Genomic DNA, 25,343 nt, shown 5'->3' on the forward strand with positions numbered 1-25,343 from the left:
CGCTCTGTTAAGGCACCAGCGCGGTGAGATCGAGCCCCTGCATCAATGCCGCCGCCTCGACCGCGCGCGGCAGTTCGGCCAGGGCAAAGCTGGTGACGACGATCCGGGAGAGATCGAGCAGGCGCTCGCGTGCCAGCGTTGCCAGCTCTCCGGGCGCGGTGCGTTCGTACATGAACTGGCCGACGACCTCCCAATCGTTCGCCAGCATCTCGGCGAAAGAGAGCGGCAGCGGCGCGGTGGCGCTGCCCATCAGCACCAGCCGGCCGCCGCGCCGAAGCGCGCGCAAGGTCGAGAGGGTGGTCGAGGTGCTGCTGGCCTGGCCGAGCAGATCGAGCGCGACATCTGCCCCGCCGCACGCGGCATGGCGGATGGTGGCGGTGTCCCTGGCCGTGTCGTCGCCGTTGACCACGGCTGGAATGACGCGCGGGCCGAGCGCCTCGGCGAGCCGCTGCAGCGCCTCACGTCGGCGGCCGACCGCAATGATCCGGCCGGCGCCCATCGCGACGGCGAGCAGCACGGCGCCGGCGCCGAAATAGCCGGCTGCGCCGTTGATGACGACGGTCTGGCCGCCGCGCAGGTTGAGCCGCTGCAGTCCGCCGAACGGCACGACGAGCTTTGCGAGCCCCAGCAATTCGGTGACGGACCGGTCGTCGAGCCCGGGCAGCGGTGTGACGCACGCGCCGGGCCAATGCGCGATCTCGGCGAACACGCCGTCGCGCCAGCGGCCCTGCAGGCTCTGCGCGGCCTGGCCGCCGCCCATGGCGGTGAGGCCGATCAGGATCTGCGGCGGCTCGGCATCCGGTACGTCGGCGCGCAGATGCGGGCTGAGGAAGACGAGATCGCCGGGGCGCACATGGCTGACCTGCGCGCCCGCCTCGACCACGCGGCCGACGGCATTGGTGCCGGGGACGAACGGCATTGGTGGCAGAGCGTAGGGCAGGGTGCCGGCGATGATCTTGTCCATGTAGGACAGCATGGCCGCGGCTTCGATCCGCACCAGCACGCCGTCAGGCGCGGCGGGCGCGGTGTCGACCTCATCGAAGCGCAGATCGTTCGGCGCGTGCAGGCGCCAGGCCTTGTGGGTGGTCATACGCGTGCTCCGGTCCGGTGTGAGCGCGTTTCATATCCGGTGTCGTCCTGGCCAAGCCTTGATGTCGCGCAGCGACGTCAAGGCGCAGAGCCGGGACCCATACCGCGTGATCCCCGGAAATGGGCACGCTGCATGTTCCGCGCAATACAGCCTAAGCCGGTGGCTATGGGTCGTTGCTTTCGTGAGGACGACGAGCGGAGTGGGCGGGCTCGATTTCGTTTTCATCCGACGCCGACTCATCGTCTGCCTCGACCTCGGCCGGCAGCTCGATGATCACGCGGCCGCCCGCGAGATCGACAGTCGGGACCACGGCGTTGGTGAACGGCAGCAGCAGCGTGCTGCCGGAGGGCGGGGCAATCTCGATGATGTCGCCGGCGCCGAAATTATGGATCGCAAGCACGCGGCCGAGCGGGACACCGGCCGTTGTCTCCGCAGCGAGTCCGATCAGGTCGGCGTGGTAATATTCGTCGTCATCGGTCGCGGGCAGCCGGTCACGGGACACGTAGAGCTCGAGCCCGTTGAGCCGCTCGGCCGCATTGCGGTCGGTGACGCCCTTGATGGTGGCGACCAGATGATCCTTGGCCTCGCGCGCTTTCGCGACCTCGAACGAGCGCGCGCCGTCCTTGGTCGCGAGAGGGCCGTAATGCAGCACGGCCAGCGGATCCTCAGTGAAGGTCCACAGCCGGACCTCGCCGCGCACGCCGTGCGCGGCGCCGATACGTGCGACGCAGATCAGCTTGGACATCAGGAGGCCTCGCCCTTCGAGACGCGCGCAAAGGCGCGCTCTTCAGGACGAGGGGCCATCTCCTCATGCTGAGGAGCACGGCGCAAGCCGTGCGTCTCGAAGCATGAGGCCATCAGCATCAAGGACGTTAGCCCTTGGCGGCGGCTTCGGCCTGCGCCTTGCGCTCCTTGCGCGGCACGGCCTTGATCGGGTTCTGGCGGGCTTCGCGCTTCTTGACGCCGGCGGCATCGAGGAAGCGGGCGACGCGGTCGGACGGCTGCGCGCCCTTGGCGAGCCAAGCCTTCACCTTCTCCATGTCGAGCTTGAGGCGGGCCTCGTTGTCCTTCGGCATCAGCGGATTGAAGTGGCCGAGACGCTCGATGAAGCGGCCGTCACGCGGGAAGCGCGAGTCGGCGACGACGACGTGATAGACCGGGCGCTTCTTGGTGCCGGCACGGGCGAGACGAATGACGACGGACATGAAAGTTCTCCTTTGAGGTCGATGTGTCGATGCTAACGGTGAATGTGATCGTCATTGCGAGGAGCGAAGCGACGAAGCAATCCAGGGTCGCGCGTGACGCCCTGGATTGCTTCGCTTCGCTCGCAATGACGGGAGTGAAATCATTTCTTCTTTCCCGGAGGCAGGCCGAGGCCGGGCAGGTTCGGCTTGCCGCTGAGGCCAGTCAGACCGGGAAGATTCGGCAGGCCGCCGCGCAAACCCGCCGGCAGATCCTTCGGCAGGTTCGGCAAACCGCCGGGCAGTCCGCCCGGCATTTTCTCGGCGAGCGCCTTGAGCTGTTCCGGCGATGGCGTCGGCATGCCGCCGCCAAAGCCCATCGCCTGCGCGATGCCGGCGAGCGGGCCGCGCTTGCCGGAGCCCATGGCCTTCATCACGTCGGCCATGTTCCGGTGCATCTTGAGCAGCTTGTTGACGTGCTCGACGCTCTGGCCGGAGCCGGCGGCGATGCGCTTCTTGCGGCTCGCCTTGAGCAGGTCGGGATGCTTGCGCTCCTCGCGCGTCATCGAATCGATGATCGCGACCTGGCGCTTGAGGATCCTGTCGTCGATCCCTGCCGCGGCGATCTGGTTCTTCATCTTGGAGATGCCGGGCATCATGCCCATCAGCCCGCCGATGCCGCCCATCTGCGCCATCTGTTGCAGCTGCTCGCGCATGTCGTTGAGGTCGAACTGGCCCTTGCGCATCCGCTCGGCGGCGCGCGCGGCCTTCTCGGCGTCGATGTTCGCCGCGGCCTTCTCGACCAGCGAGACGATGTCGCCCATGCCGAGGATGCGGCCGGCGATACGCGACGGATAGAAATCCTCGAGCGCGTCGGTCTTTTCGCCGGTGCCGAGCAGCTTGATCGGCTTGCCGGTGACCGCGCGCATCGACAGCGCCGCGCCGCCGCGGCCGTCGCCGTCGATACGCGTCAGCGCGATGCCGGTGAGGCCGACGCGCTGGTCGAACGCGCGGGCGAGATTGACGGCGTCCTGGCCGGTCAGCGAGTCCGCGACCAGCAGCACCTCGTGCGGGTTGGTGACCGCCTTGATCTCGGCGGCCTCCTTCATCATGTCCTCGTCGAGTGTGGTGCGGCCGGCGGTGTCGAGCAGCACCACGTCGTAGCCGCCGAGCTTGGCGGCCTCGATGGCGCGGCGGGCGATCTGCGGCGGCATCTGGCCGGCGACGATCGGCAAGGTCGGAATGTCCAGGTCGCGGCCGAGCACCGCGAGCTGCTCCATGGCGGCCGGACGGTAGACGTCGAGCGAGGCCATCAGCACCTTGCGCTTGTCGCGCTGGACCATGCGGCGCGCCAGCTTGGCGGTGGTGGTGGTCTTGCCGGAGCCCTGCAGGCCGACCATCATGATCGGCACCGGCGGCACGGCATTGAGATCGATGGTCTGGCCGTCGTCGCCGAGCGTCTTGACCAACTCGTCATGGACGATCTTCACGACCATCTGGCCGGGGGTGACCGACTTGACGACGGTGGCGCCGATCGCCTGCTCGCGCACGCGCTCGGTGAAGCTGCGGACAACCTCCAGCGCGACGTCGGCCTCGAGCAGAGCCCGGCGGACTTCGCGCATCGCGGCGTCGACATCGGCCTCCGACAGGGAGCCACGCCCCGTCAGCCGATCGAGAATGCCGCCAAGCCTTTCCGACAGATTGTCGAACAATGCCGTATCCTTTGCCCTTGTAGGGCGCTCGCTTCATTGCCGCCCGTCATCGCCGCTTGCTGCGGCCCATGACGACCATATAGACCTCGGCCCGTCGGCCGAAACCGTCAGTCCAAACACGTTTTGCGCCCGAGGGCGCACAGCGCTGTCGGGCGGTGACCTCCGGCCTCCAGGGCCGGGCGGTGGCTCGAAAAGACGAAACTTTCCGAAATTCGGCCGGGTTAAACCCCCCGCGGCCGAAAAAGTCAAGGAAACTTGCTCGCCGCCATCCCGTTGCCGGATCCCGCTGGGCTGCTTACCTCCTGCGCCAGTTCAGCTTTCCCTCGCGAGGACACCCTTGCTGCGCCGTTCCAGGACCTATTCCGGCCCCGTCACCGACCATTTCGACGGCAAGCGCTTCTACGATCCCGACGGCGTTCCGCCCAAATCCCTCGCCCAGGTGCTGCGCTGGCAGTTCGACCGCAACGGCAAGCGCTCGCGCTGGCCGTCCTGGGCGCCGAGCGCACATGCCGACGCGCCGCCCCACAAGGTCGATGGCGAGGCGGTGCGGCTGTCCTTCATCGGCCATGCCAGCTGGCTGATCCAGACCGGCGGGCTCAACATCCTGATCGATCCGGTGTGGTCGGAGCGGGTGTCGCCGTTCGCGTTCGCCGGGCCCCGGCGGCACAACGATCCCGGCATCGCCTTCGAGGCGCTGCCGCCTATCGACGTCGTGCTGGTCTCGCATGGCCACTACGATCATTTGGACATCCGGACCTTGTCTAAGCTGACCGCGCGCTTTTCTCCGCGGGTCGTCACGCCGCTCGGCAACGACCTCACGATGATCGACGCCGACTCCAAGATCCGCGCCGAGGCCTATGATTGGCACGATCGCGTGACCTTGAACCAGGAGGTCGCCGTGACCCTGGTGCCGACGCGGCACTGGACGGCGCGCGGCCTGTTCGACCGCAACAAGGCGCTGTGGGCGAGCTTCGTGCTGGAGACGCCGCGTGGCCGGCTCTACATCGTCTGCGATTCCGGCTATGGCACCGGCGCGCATTTCCGCCGCGTGGCCGAGGCGCACGCCCCGCTGAGGCTTGCGATCCTGCCGATCGGCGCCTACGAGCCGCGCTGGTTCATGCGCGACCAGCACATGAACCCCGAGGATGCCGTGCAGGCCCTGCAGGATTGCGGCGCCGAGACCGCGCTCGCGCATCATCATGGCACGTTCCAACTGACGGATGAGGCCATCGACGCGCCGGTCCACGCCCTGCATTCTGCGCTCGACCAGGCCGGCATCCCGCGTGAGCGGTTCGGCGTGCTCAAGCCGGGGCAGGTGGTGGAGATTTAGCAGGCTGCTGCAGCAAAAAAGGTGTCGTCCCGGCCTTGAGCCGGGACCCATAAACACCGGATCTAATTTTGCGAAGGCTGGCAGCTCCATCTCGCGCGACAATATCCACCGCGGAGTATGGATCCCGGCTCAAGGCCGGGACGACATCGAGTTTGTAGCAGCGCCGTCGGCTCACAACGCCATATGAGTTTGCTGCCCTGAAGTGACGGCAGCCTTACTGCCCCGCCTTGATCGCCCAGGTCACGCTGACCGTGATCGACAGCGTCTCCTCGCCCTGCGCCACCGGTGTCGGGGCCCCAGCAGCCATCGGTGCGGCGAAGGTCTTGGCGCGGAACACCGGTGCGGGAGCGCCGTCCTCGGCGATGGCAAGCGGTTGTCCCAGCGTGACGCCGGCGGCCTTGGCGTAGATCTCGGCCTTGCGGCGGGCGTCGGCGACGGCCTTTTCGCGCGCCTGGTCGAGCAGCTTCGACGGCTCGGCGACCGTGAAATAGATGTTGCCGACGTCGTTGGCGCCGGCCCCGACCAGCGTGTCGATCACGCTGGCGACCTTGGCGACGTCGTGGACCTTGACGGTGACGCGGTTGCTGGCGCGAAAACCCGACACCGACGCATCACGGCTGCGCTCATATTGCGGCTGCAGCGACAGCCGCGAGGTCTGATAGTCCTTGTCATCGATCCCCGCCGCCTTGAGGGCGGCGAGCACCTTGGCCATCGCCGCATTGTTGGCGGCCGAGGCGTCGCGCGCGGTCTTGGCGTCGGAGGCCACGCCGGCATCGATCTGGGCGAGGTCAGGCGGCACCGACAAGTGGGCCTCACCACTCACGGTGATCGCTGGCGTGTCCTGCCGGGCAATGTCGTCCGCCAGCGCCGGCAGTGCGGCAGTGGCCGCAAGCGCGGCCGCAAGAATCGGTCGGATGATCATGGGGCTCACTTCAGCGGCACGTAGACGTTGATGACGAGCTTGTCCTCGGCCGTCTTGAGGGGATCGGTCAGGTACTCCTCGATGAACGTATCCTTGGCTTCCAGCCGACGCTCGTCGAGATGGTTGGTGATCGCCTCGTAGGTGTTGTCCATGTTGTCGTAGGAGCCGCGATGCACGAACTTCAGCGCCTTGCCCTCGGGCGACTGGCCGATGCTCATGCCCTTGCCGAGCGTCTTCGGCTCCTGCTCGACCGGGATTTCGGCGAAGAAGGTGAAGCCGGTGTCGTCGGTCGAGGTGTAGACGATCATGCCGTTGCCCGCCGGCTTGACGCCCTGCTTGTCCAGCGTGGTCGACAGCGCCTTGAAGGAGTCGATCAGCGTGTCGAACGCATTGTCCCAATTGGCGGTGCCCTTGACGAGGACGACCTTCTTGGCCTCGAGCTTGATCTCGTCACCGAAGGCGTCGGCGGCCTGGGCGGGCGCCGCGGCTGGTGGCGTGGTCGCCGGCGCCTGGGCGGCGGATGGAGAGGCTGACGGCGCGGGGCTCGCACTGGCGGCCGGGGTCGGGCTGGCTGCGGGCGCAGGACTGGCCGATGCAGCCGGCGGGGGCGAGGCCGGCGCCGGGACTGCACTCGGGACCGGGGCCGGGGTGGCTGAGGCCGCCGGAGCCGGCGAGGCCGACGGCACCTGCGCCCGGGCGACGGGGCCGCCGAGCGCAAACGCAACCGAGCTCACGGCCAGAACGAGGCGGAAAGTGCTGAGATTCATTCGACTATTCTCCAGGGGCCGTGCTTGCCCGGTTCGTGCCGGCGAACAGCCGGTTACCTAACATGCCCAACGGCGTGGCGTCCCATGACAGATGCGTCATGGCCCTCTGCGGACTGGTCAAGGCCGCGCCTGTGGCCATATAAAGCGGACACAATTTGGATATTTTCATGAGCGCGCTCGCCAACCACAGCTTCGTCAAGATGAACGGCATCGGCAACGAGATCGTCGTGCTCGACCTGCGCGACGTGAAGCATGTCGTCACGCCGGACGAAGCGCGCGCGGTGGCCTCCCGCGTGCCCTACGACCAGTTGATGGTGCTGCAGCCGCCGCGGCTCGACGGCACCGAGGCGTTCATCCGCATCTACAACAATGACGGATCGGAGTCCGGCGCCTGCGGCAATGGCATGCGCTGCGTGGTCCGGCAGGTGTTCGGCAAGACCGGCCAGGCGAGTGCCACGTTCGAAACCCGGGCCGGTCTGCTCAACTGCTGGCAGGGGCCGGCCCCCGATCTCTACACCGTCGACATGGGCGTGCCGAAGTTCGGCTGGCGGGACATTCCGCTCGCCGAGGAATTCCGCGACACCCGCTACATCGAGCTGCAGATCGGGCCGATCGATGCCCCGATCCTGCATTCGCCGTCGGTCGTCAACATGGGCAATCCGCACGCGGTGTTCTGGGTCGGCGACATCCATGCCTATGACCTGGAGCGGTTCGGGCCGCTCTTGGAAAACCATCCGATATTCCCGGAGCGGGCCAACATCACGCTCGCCCATATCATTGATCGCGACCATATCGAGATGCGCACCTGGGAGCGTGGCGCCGGGCTGACCAAGGCCTGCGGCTCGGCCGCCTGCGCGACCGCGGTCGCGGCTGCCCGTCTGAAGCGCACCAACCGCATCGTCCAGATGACCTTGCCCGGCGGTGAACTGACGATCGAGTGGCGCGAGCGCGACGATCACGTGCTGATGACAGGGACCGCGACCTTCGAGTTCGAGGGGCGGTTCGAGCCATCGCTGTTCGCAAGCGTCGCATGAGCGTCGATGTCGTCACCTTCGGCTGCCGGCTCAATGCGTTCGAATCCGAGCTGATCGCGAAACATGCCGAGGCGGCCGGTGCCGACGACACCATCGTCGTCAACAGCTGTGCCGTCACCAACGAAGCGGTGGCGCAGGCGCGGCAGTCGATCCGCAAATTGAAGCGTGAGCGCCCGGCGGCGCGCATCGTCGTGACCGGCTGCGCCGCGCAGACGCAGGCGGGCATGTTCGCTTCCATGCCCGAGGTCGACCGCGTCATCGGCAATGACGACAAGCTGCGGCCCGATGCGTGGCGTGCGACGACACAGGCGTTGGCCGTGCCACGCTTCGGCATCGATGCGTCGGAGAAGGTCGCCGTCTCCGACATCATGGCGGTGACCGAGATGGCGCCGCATCTGGTCGACGGCTTCCAGCATGGCTTGCCGCGTGTCTTCGTCCAGGTGCAGAACGGCTGCGACCATCGCTGCACCTTCTGCATCATCCCGTTCGGCCGCGGCAATTCGCGCTCGGTCCCGATGGGCGCTGTCGTCGACCAGGTGCGCGCGCTCGCTGAGCGCGGCCATGCCGAGATCGTGCTCACCGGCGTCGACCTCACAAGCTATGGCGCCGATCTGCCGGGAGCGCCGAAGCTGGGCCGGCTGGTGAAGCAGATCCTGCGCCACGTGCCGGAGCTGAAACGCCTGCGTATCTCCTCGATCGACTCGATCGAGGCCGATGTCGAGCTGCTCGACGTGCTCGCCGACGATGCCAGGCTGATGCCGCATCTGCATCTGTCGCTGCAGGCCGGCGATGATCTGATCCTGAAGCGCATGAAGCGGCGGCATTCGCGCGCCGATGCCATCGCGTTCTGCAACTTGGTGCGGCGTCTGCGGCCGGACATCGTCCTTGGTGCCGATCTGATCGCAGGCTTCCCGACCGAGACCGACGAGATGTTTATGCGCTCGCTCGATCTGGTCGAGGAGTGTGGTCTGACGTTCCTGCACGTGTTTCCCTATTCGCCGCGCCCCGACACGCCGGCGGCGCGCATGCCGCAGGTGGACGGCGCGACTATTCGCGAGCGCGCGCGGCGGTTGCGTGCCGCGGGCGAGGCCGCATTGCGACGGCGGCTGGATCACGAGATCGGCTGTCAGCGTGAGGTGCTGATCGAGAGCGAGGTGCAGGGCAGGACGGAGCACTATCTGCCGGTGGCAGTGGCTGGCGCGCTGCCGGGTACGGTGCAGCGGCTCAGGATCTCGGAGCATGATGGGGCGAAGCTGTTCGTCCAGCCCGAGCTGTCATCGCCCGGTTCAACCGGGCGATCCAGTACGCCGCGGCCCCTCGGTCGACAATGACTGCCTCTGGCATACTGGGTCGCCCGGTCAAGCCGGGCGATGACGGCGGTGGGTGTGGCGACGGCGCTGCGTCTCACTTCGCACGACCGGGGGCTTCACTCCCCATTCCACCCGCACATCCTCAACCGCTCATGCATGTGCGCAGGTGCCGGCGCCACGACGTGCACCGGCGGTTTGTTCTTCGACAGCGGAATGGAAATCTCGCGCGCATGCAGATGCAGCCGTGGTTCGCCGAAGCGCGGGCCGTTGCCGTAGATGTTGTCGCCGACGATCGGCCAGCCTGACGCGGCCGAATGCACACGGAGCTGATGCGTGCGGCCGGTGACCGGTTCCATGGCGAGCCAAGTGAGCCTGGTGCTTCTCGTTGGTGGAGTCTCGATGTCGCCTCCGCCACCCTGCGCTCCCTCCCCCCTTGTGGGGGAGGGCTGGGGAGGGGGGTGGCTCCGGGCGAGACTGCCTGTGGGGACCCCCACCCCCGACCCCTCAGAGCGAGCTCCGCTCGTCTTGGCCCCGCAAGGGGGAGGGGAGTTGGTGCCGGAAGTGAAAGCCGAGTCTGGCGGCGGTGTCGCAGGCGAATACGACCGCCCCAGCACGCGCCACCTCGTCATCGCCGGCTGCCCTTGCGGATCCGGCTTCTGCCACCAGCCGCGTTCGGCGTTGAGCTTGCCGAGCGGCAGCTCGATGATGCCCTCGTCGGCTTCCGGCCCGCCCTCGACCACGGCCCAATAGGTCTTCGAAATCTTGCTGTGCTTGAACAAAAGCCCGAGCGAAGCCGTTGCCTTGCGATGACGGCCGAGCACCAGACATCCCGAGGTTTCCTTGTCGAGCCGATGCGCCAGCACCGGGGCACGCGGCAGGCCGAAGCGCAGCGCGTCGAACGAGGCTTCGAGATTCGGCCCGCCCTTCGGCCCCTTGTGCACGGGAATGCCGGCGGGCTTGTCGATCACCAGCATCAGCCCGTCGCGGTGGAGCACGCGGGCCAGCATCTCCTCGTCGGTCGGTTGGTTAATGTCCATGGAAACCGTAAAGCGCGTGTGAGCTTTCGTTTGGAGGAGGAAAGGGCTAACACCACGCCATGAACGATACCACCTCCGAAACACCGAAGCTGTCGTGGTGGCGCCGCCTGTCCGCGGGCCTGAAGCGCACCTCCGGCGCGCTCGGGACTGCGGTCGCCGATCTCGTCACCAAGCGCAAGCTCGATCGCGCGATGCTCGAGGATATCGAGGACGTGCTGCTGCGGGCCGATCTCGGCACCAGCGTGGCGGCCCGGATCGCGGAGGCCGTCGGGACCGGCCGCTACGACAAGGCGATCAGCGCCGACGAGGTGAAAGCGGTGGTCGCGACCGAGGTCGAGAAGGTGCTGTCGCTAGTCGCCAAGCCGCTCGTGATCGAGCCCGGCCACAAGCCGTTCGTCATTCTCGTCGTCGGCGTCAACGGCTCCGGCAAGACCACGACGATCGGCAAGCTGGCCCAGAAGTTCGCCTCCGAAGGCAGGCAGGTCATGCTGGCCGCGGGCGATACCTTCCGCGCCGCCGCGATCGAGCAGCTCAAGGTCTGGGGCGAGCGCACCAAGGCGCCGGTGATCGCGGGCGCGCAGGGCTCCGATTCCGCGAGCCTCGCCTTCAACGCCATCACCGCCGCGAAAGAGCAGGGGCGCGACGTCCTGCTGATCGACACCGCCGGCCGGCTGCAGAACAAGGCCGAGCTGATGAACGAGCTCGAAAAGGTCGTGCGTGTCATTCGCAAGGTGGACACATCGGCGCCGCATGCGGTGCTGCTCGTGCTCGATGCCACCGTGGGACAAAATGCGCTGTCGCAGGTCGAGGCGTTTCATCGTACGGCAGGGGTCACGGGTCTGGTGATGACCAAGCTCGACGGCACGGCGCGCGGCGGCATCCTGGTGGCGCTGTCGGAGAAGTTCAAGCTGCCGGTGCACTTCATCGGCGTCGGCGAGGGCGTCGAAGATTTGTCGCCGTTTGCCGCGACGGACTTTGCGCGGGCGATCGCCGGCATCGAGGATTGACGGCACCCCGTGGCGCGGCTCCGACGGCCCGCCGGATCAAGACCACTGCATCAACCGCTGCCGCGGGTGATGACAGCCAACAGGACATGGAATGGACAAGTCGCAGCCGCACCCGCTGTTCAAACTGGCCACCGAGCTCGGCCCGCTGATCGTGTTCTTCGTGGTCAACGCCAAGTTCAATCTGTTCGCCGCGACCGGTGCCTTCATGGTGGCGATCATCGCGGCGCTGATCGCCTCCTACGTCGTGACGCGCCACGTGCCGCTGATGGCGCTGGTTACCGCGGTCGTCGTCATCGTGTTCGGCACGCTGACCCTGGTGCTGCACGACGAGACCTTCATCAAGGTCAAGCCGACCATCATCTACGCGCTGTTCGCGGCCGTGCTCGGCGGCGGCCTGCTGTTCAACCGCTCGTTCATCGCGATCATGTTCGATCAGATGTTCAATCTGACCCCTGCGGGCTGGCGCATCCTGACCTTCCGCTGGGCGCTGTTCTTTGCCGCGATGGCGGTGCTGAACGAGATTGTCTGGCGCACCCAGACCACCGATTTCTGGGTCGGCTTCAAGGCCTTCGGCGTGGTGCCGCTGACCATGATCTTCGCCATCGCCCAGATGCCGCTGATCAAGCGCTACCATCTCGACCCGGCGTCGCTGGAAGCGAGCGATGCGGCGGAAGGCGATGTGAGCAAGGGGTAGCCGCTGCGAACGCCGTCATTGCGAGGAGCGTAGCGACGAAGCAATCCAGGGCTCCGCGTGAAGCCCTGGATTGCTTCGCTTCGCTCGCAATGACGGCGGAAACCTACGAGCCCGCCTTCAGCGCCTTTTCGATTTCCGGCTTCAACACCGCATCGATGTTCTGGGCAGTGATCGGTCCGACCAGCTTGTAGACGATGGTGCCCTCGCGCCCGACGACGAAGGTCTCGGGAACGCCGTAGACGCCCCATTCGATGCCGGCACGGCCGTTGCCGTCGACGCCGACGACGTCATAGGGATTGCCGTAGCGGCCGAGGAAGCGTCGCGCATTGTCGGCGCCGTCCTTGTAGTTGATGCCGATGATCTGGAAGCGCTTGTCGCGGCCGAGGTCGACCAGCAGCGGCGCCTCGTCGTGGCACGGCACGCACCAGGACGCCCAGACGTTGACGATGCTGACCTTGCCCTTGAGCGCGGCCGGATCGAGCCCCGGCACCGCCGTGCCGTCCTTGGCCAATTCGAGCAGCGCCGGCAGCGGCGTGTTCGGGGCCGGACGGCCGATCAGCGCCGATGGAATCCGCGAGGGATCGCCATTGCCGAGGCGCGACCAGAACAGCGCCGCGAGGCCGAGAAAGACGACCAGCGGCAGCAGCATCAGGAATGAGCGGCGGCGCGGCGCCGGCTCTGTCGCGGTCTGTTCGGTCATTGCATGTCCGTCGCAGCGCGGCCGGAGCGCCGGCTGATGCCGCTCTCCTCGAGCGCACGCAGCCGCGCCTTCTGTGTCCGGTAGTCGATCGCGATCCAGCCGATCAGCAGCACAACCACGAGCGCCGCGGCGAAATAGGAGGTCGCGATAAAGGAGGTGTAGGGGCCGAGATCCATGTCAGGCCGCTCCCACGACCCGGCCGGTCGCATCGCCGGCGGGCGCGCTGGTCGTATAGGCGCGTGCCTGGAGCATCTGCAGGCTGCGCACGCGCCGGCGCAGGATCTCGTTGCGCATCGCTGCGACATGCAGTGTGATGAAGAGGAACGAGAAGCCGATCGCCATCACCAGGAGCGGGATCAGGAACGACTTGTCGAGCGCGGGGCCGCCCATCCGCATCACCGAGGCCGGCTGGTGCAGCGTGTTCCACCAATCGACCGAGAACTTGATGATCGGCAGGTTGATGGCGCCGACCAAAGTAAGCACGGCGGCGGCGCGCGCCGCGCGGGTCGGGTCCTCGACCGAGCGCCACAGCGCCATCAGGCCGAGATACATCAGGAACAGGATCAGCACCGAGGTCAGCCGCGCATCCCACTCCCAATAGGTGCCCCACATCGGCCGGCCCCATAGCGAGCCAGTGAGCAGGGCGAGGAAGGTGAAGCTGGCGCCGATCGGGGCGGCGGCTTTCGCCGCGACGTCGGCGAGCGGGTGCCGCCACACCAGGGTGCCGAGCGAGGCGATGCTCATGATGCCCCAGACGAACATCGACAGCCACGCATTGGGCACGTGGATGAACATGATCTTGACGGTCGCGCCCTGCTGGTAGTCGTCGGGGGCCAGCGCCGAAAGGTAAAGGCCGGCAGCCAGCAGGACGACGGTCACCAGCGCCAGCCACGGCAGCAGCCGCGCCGTCAGCGCAAGGAACCGAGTCGGATTGGCGAGGTCGATCAGCGACATGAGAACCTTGTTAACGGCGGACGCGGTTGCAGGCAATCAGCACGAAGCCGCTCGGCAAGAGTTGATCATGGTCAAGTCCCGCCTGTGTTCCGTTAATCCAGCCCGTTCCGCAAACTGGTCGCAGCTGCGAACGGGCCGATCACGAAACTCACCAGCGACAGCGCGCACAGGATCGAGAACGGTGCCCCGAACGGCAGCGGGCCGACGATGGCGGCCTGCGACGCCGCGACGCCGAAGATCAGGACCGGGATCGACAGCGGCAGCACCAGCACCGCCAGAAGCAGGCCGCCGCGGTGCATGGTCACCGCCAGCGCCGCGCCGATCATGCCGATGAAGGTCAGCGCCGGTGTGCCAGCCAAGAGTGTCAGCGCGACAGCGCCGGTTGCGGTGGCGTCGAGATTGAGAAGCAGACCTAACACGGGAGTAGCGATCACCAGCGGCAGGCCCGCGGCGAGCCAGTGGGCCAGCGCCTTGGCGGCGCAGGCGAGCTCGAGCGGTGTCCGGCTCATCACGATCAGGTCGAGCGAGCCGTCCTCGTGGTCGGCGGTAAACAACCGGTCAAGCGTGAGCAGGCTGGAGAGCAGGGCGCCGAGCCACAGGATCGCGGGACCGAGCCGGGTCAGCAGCGCCAGGTCCGGCCCGACCGCGAACGGCATCAGCACGACCACCGTGAGGAAGAACAGCACGCCGATCAGCGCGCCACCGCCAATACGCAGCGCGATCCGGATATCGCGGCGGATGAGGGCACCGAGTGCGGTCATGCGGGGATGGCCTCGGCTGTCGATATGCTGCTCAACTGGGAGCCGAGCTCTCTCCCCCCGCACGCTGCGTTTCCTCCCCCCTTGTGGGGGAGGGTTAGGGAGGGGGGTGGCTCCGGGCGAGACTGCCCGTGGGGACCCCCACCCCCGACCCCTCCCCGCAAGGCGGAGGGGGGCGCGCGCCGATGGAGCGATGTTCGACGCGAGCGGTTCTTGTCCAAATCGATAGAGCGCGTCGTGGGGCACCCCCCTCCCTGACCCTCCCCCACAAGGGGGGAGGGAACGGAGGGGCCGGTGGGCAGGGCCGTGAAGAAGAGCAAGGGCATTACTTAGATCGCTCCAATCCGCAGCTCGCGCGTGTCGATCCCGAGCGGCCCATGCGTCGCCGCCACGATCAGTCCTCCCCCGGCGAGATGCTCGCGCATCAACCCCGCGAACATCGCCTGGCCGGCGACGTCGAGCGCCGCGGTGGGCTCGTCGAGCAGCCACAGCAGGCGCGGCACGGCGAGCAGGCGGGCCAATGACAGGCGACGGCGCTGGCCGGCGGAGAGATAGGCGGCGGGCAGATCGATCGCGTGGGCGATGCCCACTGCGGCCAGGCAATCCGGGATCGGCCTGATCACGCCGCCGCCGAGAAAATCGGCCCAGAAGGACAGGTTCTCAGCGACGCTCAGCGCGGGCTTCAGCGCGTCGCGATGGCCGAGATAGTGCGCCTGTTCGGGCACGGTCAGCTCGCCCTCGCCGCCCTCGATGGCGATGGTGCCGCCAGCCGGAAGCAGCAGGCCGGCGATCAGCCGCAGCAACGAGGTCTTGCCCGCGCCATTGTGCCCAGTCACGGCCAGCGCCTCCCCGGCGACCGCCTCGAAGGCCAGACCTGCGAACACCTCGCGGCCGCCGCGCACGCATCTGACGTCGCGTCCGAACAGCTTCGGAGACAGTGTTGGAGACAACTGCATGGTGCGTCGTAACAGCCCCTAGGGAATTGATGGCTAGCGCGTGAGAATTTGTGGGTGATGCCACGTCGCGGCTTGCTTGTGGCTGTGGCGGCGCAACTAGAAAGCTTCTATAAGCCCGACCTTGATGCAGCACACAATCGCCCGCTGCAAGCCATCCGGCGCCTCGCGCTGACGGTTCTTAAATACCCCTTGAGGGTATAACGATCAATTGGGATTCCCACGCATGACCTCGCTCGACAGCTTCAAGAGCCGCAAGACCCTCAAGGTCGGTACCAAGTCCTACATCTACTACAGCTTGCCTGCAGCCGAGAAGAACGGCCTCAAGGACATCTCCAAGCTGCCCTATTCGATGAAGGTGCTGCTCGAGAATCTGCTGCGCAACGAGGACGGCCGCAGCGTCACCAAGGACGACATCATCGCGGTCTCCAAATGGCTGCGCAAGAAGTCGCTGGAGCACGAGATCGCCTTCCGCCCGGCGCGCGTGCTGATGCAGGACTTCACCGGCGTGCCGGCGGTGGTCGACCTCGCCGCGATGCGTAACGCGATGCAGAAGCTCGGCGGCGATGCAGAGAAGATCAATCCGCTGGTGCCCGTCGATCTCGTCATCGACCACTCGGTGATCGTCAACTTCTTCGGTGACAACAAGGCGTTCGGCAAGAACGTCGCCGAGGAGTACAAGCAGAACCAGGAGCGCTACGAATTCCTGAAATGGGGCCAGAAGGCCTTCACCAACTTCTCGGTCGTGCCGCCCGGCACCGGCATCTGCCACCAGGTCAACCTCGAATACCTGGCGCAGACGGTCTGGACCAAGAAGGAGAAGATGACGATCGGCCGCACCAAAGGCACCTTCGAGGTCGCCTATCCGGATTCACTGGTCGGCACCGACTCCCACACCACCATGGTCAACGGTCTCGCCGTTCTCGGCTGGGGCGTCGGCGGCATCGAGGCCGAGGCCTGCATGCTCGGCCAGCCTCTGTCGATGCTGCTGCCGGACGTGGTCGGCTTCAAGCTGACCGGCGCGCTCAAGGAAGGCGTCACTGCCACCGACCTGGTGCTGACCGTCACCCAGATGCTGCGCAAGCTCGGCGTGGTCGGCAAGTTCGTCGAGTTCTTCGGCCCCGGCCTCGACCATCTCTCGGTCGCCGACAAGGCGACCATCGCCAACATGGCCCCCGAATATGGCGCCACCTGCGGCTTCTTCCCGGTGGACACCGCGACCATCGACTATCTCAAGACCTCGGGTCGCAAGGCGCCGCGCGTCGCGCTGGTCGAGGCCTACGCCAAGGCGCAGGGCCTGTTCCGCACCGCCAAGTCGCCGGACCCGGTGTTCACGCAGACCTTGACGCTCGATCTCGCCGACGTCGTGCCGTCGATGGCCGGTCCGAAGCGTCCCGAAGGCCGCATCGCGCTGCCGGCCGTGGCCGAAGGCTTCGCGACCGCGCTGGCCGGGGAATACAAGAAGCCGGATGCCGCCGAGCAGCGCTTCCCGGTCGAGGGCAAGAATTTCGACATCGGCCATGGCGACGTCGTGATCGCCGCCATCACCTCCTGCACCAACACCTCGAACCCGAGCGTGCTGATCGGGGCCGGCCTCTTGGCCCGCAACGCCGCGGCCAAAGGCCTCAAGGCCAAGCCGTGGGTGAAGACCTCGCTCGCGCCGGGCAGCCAGGTGGTTGCCGAGTACCTCGCCAATTCGGGCCTGCAGAAGGACCTCGACAAGGTCGGCTTCAACCTGGTCGGCTTCGGCTGCACCACCTGCATCGGCAATTCCGGTCCGCTGCCGGAGGAGATCTCGAAGTCGATCAACGACAATGGCGTCGTCGCGGCGGCCGTGCTGTCGGGCAACCGCAACTTCGAGGGCCGGGTCTCGCCGGACGTGCAGGCCAACTACCTGGCCTCGCCGCCGCTGGTCGTCGCCTACGCGCTCGCCGGCACCGTGACCAAGGATCTCGCGGTCGAGCCGATCGGCATCGGCAAGGACAAGAAGCCGGTCTATTTGAAGGACATCTGGCCGACGACCAAGGAGGTCAACGACTTCGTCAAGAAGTTCGTCAAGGCATCGATCTTCAAGAAACGCTACGCCGACGTGTTCAAGGGCGACACCAACTGGCGCAAGATCAAGACGGTCGAGAGCGAGACCTACCGCTGGAACATGTCATCGACCTACGTGCAGAACCCGCCGTATTTCGAGGGCATGAAGAAGGAGCCGGAGCCGATCAAGGATATCGTCGAAGCCCGCGTGCTGGCGCTGTTCGGCGACAAGATCACCACCGACCACATCTCGCCGGCCGGTTCGATCAAGCTGACCTCGCCCGCCGGTCAGTTCCTCAGCGAGCATCAGGTCCGCCCCGCCGACTTCAACCAGTACGGCACCCGCCGCGGCAATCACGAGATCATGATGCGCGGCACCTTCGCCAACATCCGCATCAAGAACTTCATGCTCAAGGGCGCCGACGGCAACATCCCGGAAGGCGGCCTGACCAAGCACTGGCCCGACGGCGAGCAGATGTCGATCTACGATGCCGCGATGAAGTACCAGGAAGAGGGCGTGCCGCTGGTGGTGTTCGCCGGCGCCGAATACGGCAACGGCTCGTCGCGCGACTGGGCGGCCAAGGGCACCCGTCTGCTCGGCGTCCGCGCCGTCATCTGCCAGAGCTTCGAGCGCATCCACCGCTCCAACCTGGTCGGCATGGGTGTGCTGCCGCTCACTTTCCAGGAAGGCACGTCGTGGTCCTCGCTCGGCCTCAAGGGCGACGAGAAGGTCACCATCAAGGGCCTGCAGGGCGACCTGAAGCCGCGCCAGACCCTGTCCGCCGAGATCGTTTCGGCCGACGGCGCGGCGCAGCAGGTGCCGCTGCTCTGCCGCATCGATACGCTGGACGAGCTCGACTACTACCGCAACGGCGGCATCCTGCACTACGTGCTGCGGAAGCTTGCCGCTTAACCAAAGCGACATGCGACAGTTTGGCTCACTCTGAAGTGAGTAGCGGGTGATGAACGAGGCGGCCTATGACAAAGGCCGCCTCCTTTGCGTTTACGGTCTTTCAACTACGTGGGTGGCTTCGCAGATTGTTGACGCGGCAGGGCGCAGCGGACGATGTTCCAGACAGGACAGTGACGATGAGTGGACAGATGTCGTGGTGGACGCGCGCGGCGCTGGGTGTCTGTGCGGTCATCGTGGTCGTCCGTCCCGCCACGGCCGACCCCCGTGCGGTGATCGAACTCTTTACCTCTCAAGGTTGCTCGTCCTGCCCGCCGGCCGACAAGGTGCTCGGCGAGCTGGCACGGGATCCCTCCGTCATCGCCCTGTCTCTCCCGATCGACTACTGGGACTATCTCGGCTGGAAAGACACCTTGGCCGATTCGCGCTTTACGGCCCGGCAGCGGGCCTATTCCAGGGCCCGCGGCGATCGCGAGGTCTATACCCCGCAGGCGGTCGTCAACGGCTCGGTGCATGTGATCGGCAGCGATCGCGAGGCGATCGAAGGCGCGATCGAGGAAACCGCCCAGGGCGGTGCAGCAATGTCGGTGCCGGTCAGGCTGTCGGTCGACGGCCAGGAGCTCAACGTCTCGGTGGCCGCGGCCAATGACCAGATGCCGCGCCGGCACGGCGAGGTCTGGGTCTGCTCGATCTCGCGGGTGGTGCCGATCTCGGTCGGGCGCGGCGAGAACAGCGGCCGCGATTTGACCTATTACAACGTCGTTCGCGGTCTTCTGAAGCTGGGCGACTGGACCGGGGCGCCGGTCAGCTGGAATGTGCCGCTGGAGAAGATCGCCCGTGAGGGCGTCGATGGCACCGTGGTGTATGTGCAGGACGGCAGTCGCGACCGCCCCGGGGCGATGCTGGGGGCCGCCTTTTCCGAACTGCCATTGGCCGGACGGGCCTCAGCAACGGCGCGTGGTCCCGAGCGCTGATCTTCCGTCGTTCTGATCTTCCTTTTCGCTGACCTGCGGCAGGCGCGTCACGTCCATGGGACGGAGGCGCGCCGCAACATGTTCCGGGCTCACGCCCAAAAAGCAAAAGGACCAACTTGCGTTGGCCCTTTGCCTTACTTGTGAATAGACCCGATCCTGACGACCCCGGGGGGCTGGGGGCTGAGGAATCCGGAACCGAAAGGACCGGGCCAACGCACGGGAATCTTATGCCTAACGTCAGGGGCGGTCGCTGGGCGGAAAGACGGCGCGATTATGATTCTGCTAACGATCCCGTGACGGTTGCGTGTTCGCGGAACTCACGCCATCGCAGGCGCAGCCGAAGTTCAACAGTGAAAACGGCCCCTTGCGGCTTCCTGCTGAAGGCGCGATCATGTCACGCAGATGACAGGAGGACGCTCATGAACCTCACCCCGGAGGATGCCGACCCCAGCGAGAACCGCGCGGCGGCGCGCAACACGGCCGCAGCGCCGAACCGGGTGACGTTCGACCGCCTCGAGCTGAACCGCATCCTCAATCTCTACGGTCGCATGGTCGCCAATGGCGAGTGGCGCGACTACTCGATCGACTTCCTGCGCGACCGCGCCGTCTTCTCGGTGTTTCGCCGCGCCTCCGAGGTGCCGCTCTACCGGATCGAGAAGGACCCGCGCCTGGCGCGCAAGCAGGGCATGTACAGCGTCATCTCGGCCACCGGCCTGATCCTGCGCCGCGGCCACGAGCTCGAGCGCGTGCTGCTGGTGATCGCGCCGAAGCCGGCGCTGGTCTGACACGGCGTACCCAGGGGATGGCATCCCCAGGGGATCACATCCCCCAGGGGATCACGACATCACGAGCTGGGTCCCCTACGCAGGGACGTCGCCGCTCCCCGCCCCAAGCGGCCGTTGCATCATGACCGTATCCAGCCAGCGGCCGAATTTCAGCCCGACGCTCGGGTGGGTGCCGATCATCTGGAAGCCGCAAGCGGTATGCAGCCCGACCGAGCCGGCATTGGCGGAGTCGCCGATGACTGCGATCATCTGGCGAAAACCTCGCTCCTCGCAAGCCTCGATCAACAACCGCATCAAGCGCAGCCCGATGCCGCGACGCTGGCTGGCGGGGGCGAGATAGATCGAGTTCTCCACCGTGAAGCGATAGGCAGGGCGGGGCCGGTACGCCCCCGCATAGGCATAGCCCACCACCTGTCCGTCCAGCAGCGCGGTGAAATAGGGAAAGCCGCCGTCTGTCAGCGCCCGGAAGCGGCGGGTCATCTCCGTCAGATCCGGAGGGTCGAGCTCGAAGGTGGCTGTGCCCTCGCGGACGGCCTGGCCATAGATGGCAGTGATGGTGGGAAGGTCGGCCTCCTGGGCGGGCCGGATCTCGATGTCGGACATGGTGAAAGCATACCAAGCCGGACGCGGCGATCAATCCAGCCGCGCGGCATGGCTGCCGTCGTGCCGGCGCCGCGGTCGCAATGACGATTACGCAAACGAAAAGCCCCGGCGGTGAGGCCGGGGCTTCGAAGATCGCTCTTGCTTGAGCGGTTGGATCAGTCGCGCTGGCCGAGCAGCTGCAGCAGCAGCGTGAACAGGTTGATGAAGTTCAGGTACAGCGACAGGGCGCCGGTGATTGCTGCGCGCTCGGCGATGTCGCCGCCCGCGGAGGCGTAGCCGTAGATGTACTCGTTCTTCAGGCGCTGCGTGTCCCAGGCGGTGAGGCCGGCGAATACGAACACGCCGATCACCGAGACGATGAACTGCAGCATCGAGCTCGCCAGGAACAGGTTCACGAGGCTCGCCAGCACGATGCCGATCAGGCCCATGAACAGGAACGAGCCCATGCCCGTCATGTCTCGCTTGGTCGTGTAACCGTACAGGCTCAGCGCGCCGAACGTCGCCGCGGTGATGAAGAACACCCGCACGATCGAGGTGTGGGTGTACACCAGGAAGATCGACGACAGCGAGATGCCCATCAAGGCCGAGAACACCCAGAACAGGAGTTGGGCGGTGGACGGCGCCAGACGGTTGATGCCGGCCGAGATCGCGAACACCATGACCAACGGGGCCAGGATGAACAGCCACTTCAGCGGGCTCACGAACATCGCGTAGCCGAACTGGGTCAGGTACGCGTTGCCGAACTTGAACACGCCAGCCGCCGGATCGCCGGTCACCGACGCCATGTAGACGCCGAGCGCCGCGAGGCCGGTAATGGCCAGGCCGATGCTCATGTAATTGTAGATGCGCAGCATGTAGGCGCGCAGACCGGCGTCGACGGTCGCGGCATCGGCGCGCCCGGCCACCCGGCCAAAGGGTGAACTATAGTTGCGGTCTAGGTCCGACATGGTCGATTCCCGTTGGTTGCCCGGCAGTCCGGTCCTGGCAGGACCTTTAGCCGGTTCTCGAAAAACCCTATCTCATACCCACTGCCACAGATATTAAATTTGCGTCATCGGCAAATCCGCCATCTTTTGGCAGATCTCTTGTTTCGGCAGATCTCTTGGCAGCTCTCTGAGCCCATTCCCTAAATGGGAAACTAGCATATCCGACGCAAGCTTCCACGCGCGGCTGAATGTCGCTCCGGACGCGTCAAAGCCGCATGAATCGCGTTAACCGTGCGGCATGAGCGCGCAAGCTGCTAGAGATTCCTAAGAACCGTCGCTGGCTTCTGGTTGAGCGCAAGGAGCGTGCCGGCCAGACCGAGGCCGACGGTCACGATCAGCGCCGCCACGACGACCAGCGCGGCGCTTGCGCCCTGCCAGGCGAAGCTCAGGGTCATCAGCCGGGTGACGATCAGCCATGCGGCGACCGAGCCGGCGATGACGCCGAACGCGGCGGTGGCGAAGCCGATCATCAAATATTCGAGCGCATAGGCGCCGAGCAGTCGCAGCCTTGTGGCGCCCAGGGTCTTCAGGATGACGGCGTCGTAGACCCGGTGGCGGTGGCCGGCGGCCAGCGCGCCGCCCAGCACCAGGATCGCCGAGATCAAGGTCACCGCGCTGGCGCCGCGGATCGCAAGCGCGAGGTTGGAGACCACCGAGCCGACCGTCTCCATGACCTCGCGGACCCGCACGCTGGTCACCATCGGGAAGGCGTCGGCCACCTTGCGGATGATCCGGGCATCCTCCGCGGCATCGGAGCGCGGTTCACTCAAGGTGGCGACATGCGTATGCGGGGCGCCGCGGAACGCGTTGGGGGAGAACACCAGCACGAAGTTGATGCCGAGCCCCTGCCAGTCGATGGTGCGCATGTTGCCGATCCGCGCCGCGATGTCGCGTCCGAGCACGTTGACGACGATGTCGTCGCCGAGCTTGAGACCGAGACCGTCGGCGATCCGCTTCTCGATCGAGACCAGCGGCGGGCCGCTGTAGTTCTCGCCCCACCAGTTGCCCTCGACGATCTTGGATCCCTTGGGAATCTCGCCGGTATAGGTCAGGCCGCGGTCGCTCTGCAGCACCCATTCGGTGTCGGTCGTTGCCTTGAGGTCCTCGGCGCGGACGCCGCGGGCGGACACGATGCGGCCGCGCAGCATCGGCACGTCATCGACAGCCGATTGCGGCGCGAGGTTCTTGAGGAAGTCGCGGAAGCGGTCGGCCTCGCCCGAGGGGACGTCGATGAAGAAGAACGACGGCGCCTGCTCCGGCAGCTGCGCCAGGAATTGCCGCCGCAGATTGCCGTCGATCTGGGTGATCGTGACCAGCACTGCCAGTCCAAGTCCGAGCGACAGCACCACCGAGGGGGTCAGCGCGCCCGGACGGTAGATGTTGCTCACGGCCAGTCGCAGCATCGGAAAGCGGCTGCGTGGCAGGGCGCGCGCGATCGCCATCACCAGGGCGGCAATGCCGCGCAACAGCACGAAGACGAGTGCGGCGGCGACCACGAACACCGCGGCAATGCGCTTGTCGTAGGACAGCCCGATCACGACCGCGATCAGCAGCGCGACCGTGCCTGCGATCAGCACCAGGTAGCTCCAGCGCGGCCGGTGCCATTCGGCGATCACGGCCTCGCGGAACAGAGCGGCCACCGGCACGTCACGGACGCGGCCGAGCGGCCACAGACCGAACGCAAGTGCGGTGAGCAGGCCGTAGACGAAGGAAAGCGCCAGCTCGTCCGGATGGACCGCCGCGACGACCGGCAGCGGCAGGATCTTGCCGAACAGGCCGACGATGGCGAAGGGCAAAGCGGCGCCGGCGCAGAGTCCGATGATCGAACCGATCGTGGCGAGCACCATCACCTGCACGAGATAGATGCCGAACACGTCGCGGCTGGTGGCGCCGAGCGCCTTGAACGCGGCGATCACCTCGGTGCGGCGGTCGACATGGCTCTTGACCGCATTGGCGACGCCGACGCCGCCCACCAGAAGCGCGGCGAGGCCGACCAGGGTCAGGAATTGGGTGAAGCGGCCGATGGTCCGCTCCAGCTGCGGCGAGGCATTGCTGCGGCTGCGGATTTCCCATCCCGCCGATGGCAAGGTCAGGCGGGTGTCGGCAATGAACGACGCCGCGGCGTGATCGTCGGTTGCGTTGTCGGGCAGCCGGACCCGGTAGGTCCAGCGCACCAGGCTGCCCGGCTGCAGCAGCGGCGTTGCACGCAAGCCAGCTTCGCTGATCAGGAAGCGCGGCCCGAGCCCGATGCCGCCGGATAATTTGTCCGGCTCGGACTGCAGGGTGCTGCGAATCTGAAAGCGGATTGTGTCGATCGTGACGGTATCGCCGACCTTGAGATCGAGCCGCGCCAGCAGGGCCGGATCGGCCGCGGCCCCGAACGCGCCGTCGCGCTCGGCCAGGATGTCCGCCAGCGGCAGGTCGGGCTGCAGCTCGGCCTTGCCGAGCAGCGGGTAGGCGCCGTCGACGGCTTTGAGCTCGACCAAAGCGAGCTTCGCGTCGCTCGAGCGCACCATCGCCCGCAGGGTCGCGGCCAGCGACACCTGCCCGCGCGAGCGCAGGAATTCAATCTCCTCAGGCTTGGCCTCGCGCTGAAACAGCGAGAACGCGACGTCGCCGCCGAGCAGCGTGCGTCCTTCACGGACGAGGCCGTCATTGAGGCTCGCCGCCACCGAGCCGACGCCCGCGATCGCCAGCACGCCGAGCGCGATGCACGCGATGAACACGTAGAAGCCGCGCAGGCCTCCGCGCAGCTCGCGCAAGGCGTAACGCACAGGCAGCGCGGTCATGCGGCCGCCCGCGATCGGTTCGGATACCGTGCTCATGCGTCGGCTTGCTCGTGTGCGTCGCTCTCGCTTTCGATCCGTCCGGAGCGGAGCCGCACCACGCGGTCGCACCGATGCGCGAGGCCGCTGTCATGGGTCACGAGAACCAGCGTCATGCCGCGCTCGGCATGCTTGGTGAACAGGAGGTCGACGATCTGCCGGCCGGTGGTCTCGTCGAGATTGCCGGTCGGCTCATCCGCCACCAGGATGGCCGGATCCGGCGCCAGCGCCCGGGCCAGCGCCACGCGCTGCTGCTCGCCGCCCGACAGCTGCGTCGGGTAGTGATGCAACCGGTGGCCGAGGCCAACCGACTCGAGCTCGCGCGCGGCGCGCTCGGCCGCGCCGGCATGGCCGGCCAGCTCGAGCGGCACCGCCACATTCTCCAGCGCGGTCATGGTCGGGATCAGGTGGAAGGACTGGAAGACGATGCCGACCTGGCGGCCCCGGAACCGGGCCAGCGCGTCCTCGTCCAGGGCATTGAAAGCGGTCCCGTTGACCACCACCTCACCCTTGTCTGGACGTTCCAACCCCGCCATCACCATCAGCAGCGTGGACTTGCCGGATCCCGAGGGTCCGATCAGGCCGATCGTCTCGCCCTGTCCGACCCGCAGGCTGATGTCCTTGAGGATATGAACCCGCGCCGCCCCGGTGCCGAGCGAGAGGTTGACGTTGGAGATGGTAATGGTGTCCGGCCCGAGGCCGGCCAAATGCGAGGTTTCGATGAGACTGTCCATGGCTCGGTCATATGGCAACTCCGCAAGCCGGGTCGAGAGGCGC

Annotated in this window: 24 protein-coding genes; 8 read left to right on the forward strand and 16 right to left on the reverse strand. The window is 66.7% G+C overall.

Going from position 1 to position 25,343, the window contains the following annotated elements; all coding sequences use genetic code 11:
- Nucleotides 1–7 precede the first annotated feature (7 nt).
- The 4 genes from S58_RS01915 to ffh all read right to left on the reverse strand — a co-directional run bounded on the left by S58_RS01915 (nt 8) and on the right by ffh (nt 3,983).
- The gene (locus tag S58_RS01915; protein WP_015663538.1) at nt 8–1,090 is read right to left on the reverse strand and encodes a quinone oxidoreductase family protein; all 1,083 of its coding nucleotides are present in this window, start codon (nt 1,088–1,090) and stop codon (nt 8–10) included.
- Nucleotides 1,091–1,253: 163 nt separating this feature from the next.
- Complete coding sequence (rimM, locus tag S58_RS01920; protein ID WP_015663539.1) at nt 1,254–1,835, reverse strand: ribosome maturation factor RimM; 582 nt, start codon at nt 1,833–1,835, stop codon at nt 1,254–1,256.
- Between the two features lie 127 nt (nt 1,836–1,962).
- Nucleotides 1,963–2,295, reverse strand: a complete 333-nt coding sequence (rpsP, locus tag S58_RS01925) for a 30S ribosomal protein S16 (protein ID WP_015663540.1) — start codon at nt 2,293–2,295, stop codon at nt 1,963–1,965.
- Nucleotides 2,296–2,435: 140 nt separating this feature from the next.
- Entirely contained in the window at nt 2,436–3,983 is a 1,548-nt protein-coding gene (gene ffh / locus S58_RS01930) for a signal recognition particle protein (RefSeq protein WP_015663541.1), read from the reverse strand.
- A gap of 337 nt (nt 3,984–4,320) precedes the next feature.
- Between ffh and S58_RS01935 the strand changes: the two genes are divergently transcribed.
- A complete protein-coding gene (locus S58_RS01935) occupies nt 4,321–5,313 on the forward strand; it encodes an MBL fold metallo-hydrolase (RefSeq protein ID WP_015663542.1) in 993 nt (330 codons plus the stop codon).
- 214 nt (nt 5,314–5,527) lie between these two features.
- Here the strand turns inward: S58_RS01935 and S58_RS01940 are convergent, their stop codons facing one another.
- Both S58_RS01940 and S58_RS01945 read right to left on the reverse strand, forming a co-directional pair.
- The gene (locus S58_RS01940; RefSeq protein ID WP_015663543.1) at nt 5,528–6,235 is read right to left on the reverse strand and encodes an SIMPL domain-containing protein; all 708 of its coding nucleotides are present in this window, start codon (nt 6,233–6,235) and stop codon (nt 5,528–5,530) included.
- Nucleotides 6,236–6,240: 5 nt separating this feature from the next.
- On the reverse strand, nt 6,241–7,002 hold the full coding sequence (locus S58_RS01945; protein ID WP_015663544.1) for a GyrI-like domain-containing protein: 762 nt from the start codon (nt 7,000–7,002) through the stop codon (nt 6,241–6,243).
- A gap of 167 nt (nt 7,003–7,169) precedes the next feature.
- Here S58_RS01945 and dapF point away from each other — a divergent pair, with 167 nt between their 5' ends.
- Both dapF and mtaB read left to right on the forward strand, forming a co-directional pair.
- Complete coding sequence (dapF, locus tag S58_RS01950; RefSeq protein ID WP_015663545.1) at nt 7,170–8,036, forward strand: diaminopimelate epimerase; 867 nt, start codon at nt 7,170–7,172, stop codon at nt 8,034–8,036.
- Complete coding sequence (mtaB, locus tag S58_RS01955) at nt 8,033–9,367, forward strand: tRNA (N(6)-L-threonylcarbamoyladenosine(37)-C(2))-methylthiotransferase MtaB (RefSeq protein WP_015663546.1); 1,335 nt, start codon at nt 8,033–8,035, stop codon at nt 9,365–9,367. The genes dapF and mtaB overlap by 4 nt, the downstream gene beginning before the upstream one ends.
- A 95-nt stretch (nt 9,368–9,462) precedes the next feature.
- On the opposite strand, the gene S58_RS01960 is transcribed toward mtaB, so the two are convergent.
- Nucleotides 9,463–10,383, reverse strand: coding sequence for an RluA family pseudouridine synthase (locus S58_RS01960; protein ID WP_015663547.1), 921 nt, complete (start codon nt 10,381–10,383; stop codon nt 9,463–9,465).
- Between the two features lie 59 nt (nt 10,384–10,442).
- Here S58_RS01960 and ftsY point away from each other — a divergent pair, with 59 nt between their 5' ends.
- Nucleotides 10,443–11,390 carry a signal recognition particle-docking protein FtsY gene (ftsY, locus tag S58_RS01965; protein ID WP_015663548.1) on the forward strand — a complete coding sequence of 316 codons (948 nt, stop codon included), beginning with the start codon at nt 10,443–10,445 and terminating at the stop codon, nt 11,388–11,390.
- Nucleotides 11,391–11,481: 91 nt separating this feature from the next.
- Nucleotides 11,482–12,084 (forward strand): septation protein A, encoded by a 603-nt coding sequence (locus S58_RS01970; protein ID WP_015663549.1) that lies wholly within the window; start codon nt 11,482–11,484, stop codon nt 12,082–12,084.
- Between the two features lie 103 nt (nt 12,085–12,187).
- On the opposite strand, the gene S58_RS01975 is transcribed toward S58_RS01970, so the two are convergent.
- From S58_RS01975 to ccmA, 5 genes are all read right to left on the reverse strand, one after another.
- The gene (locus tag S58_RS01975; RefSeq protein ID WP_015663550.1) at nt 12,188–12,784 is read right to left on the reverse strand and encodes a DsbE family thiol:disulfide interchange protein; all 597 of its coding nucleotides are present in this window, start codon (nt 12,782–12,784) and stop codon (nt 12,188–12,190) included.
- Nucleotides 12,781–12,960: a heme exporter protein CcmD gene (gene ccmD, locus S58_RS01980; protein WP_015663551.1), complete on the reverse strand. Its 180-nt coding sequence runs from the start codon at nt 12,958–12,960 to the stop codon at nt 12,781–12,783. The genes S58_RS01975 and ccmD overlap by 4 nt, the downstream gene beginning before the upstream one ends.
- A 1-nt stretch (nt 12,961) precedes the next feature.
- On the reverse strand, nt 12,962–13,738 hold the full coding sequence (locus S58_RS01985) for a heme ABC transporter permease (protein ID WP_015663552.1): 777 nt from the start codon (nt 13,736–13,738) through the stop codon (nt 12,962–12,964).
- Between the two features lie 92 nt (nt 13,739–13,830).
- Nucleotides 13,831–14,499 carry a heme exporter protein CcmB gene (gene ccmB, locus S58_RS01990; RefSeq protein WP_015663553.1) on the reverse strand — a complete coding sequence of 223 codons (669 nt, stop codon included), beginning with the start codon at nt 14,497–14,499 and terminating at the stop codon, nt 13,831–13,833.
- Between the two features lie 326 nt (nt 14,500–14,825).
- A complete protein-coding gene (ccmA, locus tag S58_RS01995) occupies nt 14,826–15,452 on the reverse strand; it encodes a heme ABC exporter ATP-binding protein CcmA (protein ID WP_015663554.1) in 627 nt (208 codons plus the stop codon).
- Between the two features lie 223 nt (nt 15,453–15,675).
- Between ccmA and acnA the strand changes: the two genes are divergently transcribed.
- From acnA to S58_RS02010, 3 genes are all read left to right on the forward strand, one after another.
- Entirely contained in the window at nt 15,676–18,396 is a 2,721-nt protein-coding gene (gene acnA / locus S58_RS02000) for an aconitate hydratase AcnA (RefSeq protein ID WP_015663555.1), read from the forward strand.
- Nucleotides 18,397–18,584: 188 nt separating this feature from the next.
- Nucleotides 18,585–19,367 carry a DUF1223 domain-containing protein gene (locus S58_RS02005; protein WP_042338569.1) on the forward strand — a complete coding sequence of 261 codons (783 nt, stop codon included), beginning with the start codon at nt 18,585–18,587 and terminating at the stop codon, nt 19,365–19,367.
- 419 nt (nt 19,368–19,786) lie between these two features.
- Nucleotides 19,787–20,152, forward strand: coding sequence for a DUF2794 domain-containing protein (locus S58_RS02010; protein ID WP_015663557.1), 366 nt, complete (start codon nt 19,787–19,789; stop codon nt 20,150–20,152).
- Between the two features lie 75 nt (nt 20,153–20,227).
- Here S58_RS02010 and S58_RS02015 read toward each other — a convergent pair whose 3' ends face one another.
- From S58_RS02015 to S58_RS02030, 4 genes are all read right to left on the reverse strand, one after another.
- Nucleotides 20,228–20,755, reverse strand: coding sequence for a GNAT family N-acetyltransferase (locus tag S58_RS02015; protein WP_015663558.1), 528 nt, complete (start codon nt 20,753–20,755; stop codon nt 20,228–20,230).
- Between the two features lie 155 nt (nt 20,756–20,910).
- A complete protein-coding gene (locus tag S58_RS02020) occupies nt 20,911–21,702 on the reverse strand; it encodes a Bax inhibitor-1/YccA family protein (RefSeq protein ID WP_015663559.1) in 792 nt (263 codons plus the stop codon).
- Nucleotides 21,703–21,995: 293 nt separating this feature from the next.
- Nucleotides 21,996–24,566, reverse strand: a complete 2,571-nt coding sequence (locus tag S58_RS02025; RefSeq protein WP_015663560.1) for an ABC transporter permease — start codon at nt 24,564–24,566, stop codon at nt 21,996–21,998.
- Nucleotides 24,563–25,300 (reverse strand): ABC transporter ATP-binding protein, encoded by a 738-nt coding sequence (locus tag S58_RS02030; protein WP_015663561.1) that lies wholly within the window; start codon nt 25,298–25,300, stop codon nt 24,563–24,565. The genes S58_RS02025 and S58_RS02030 overlap by 4 nt, the downstream gene beginning before the upstream one ends.
- Between the last annotated feature and the right edge of the window lie 43 nt (nt 25,301–25,343).

Origin of the sequence: Bradyrhizobium oligotrophicum S58, assembly GCF_000344805.1 — a bacterium.
In the GTDB taxonomy this organism is placed as follows: Bacteria; Pseudomonadota; Alphaproteobacteria; order Rhizobiales; family Xanthobacteraceae; genus Bradyrhizobium; species Bradyrhizobium oligotrophicum.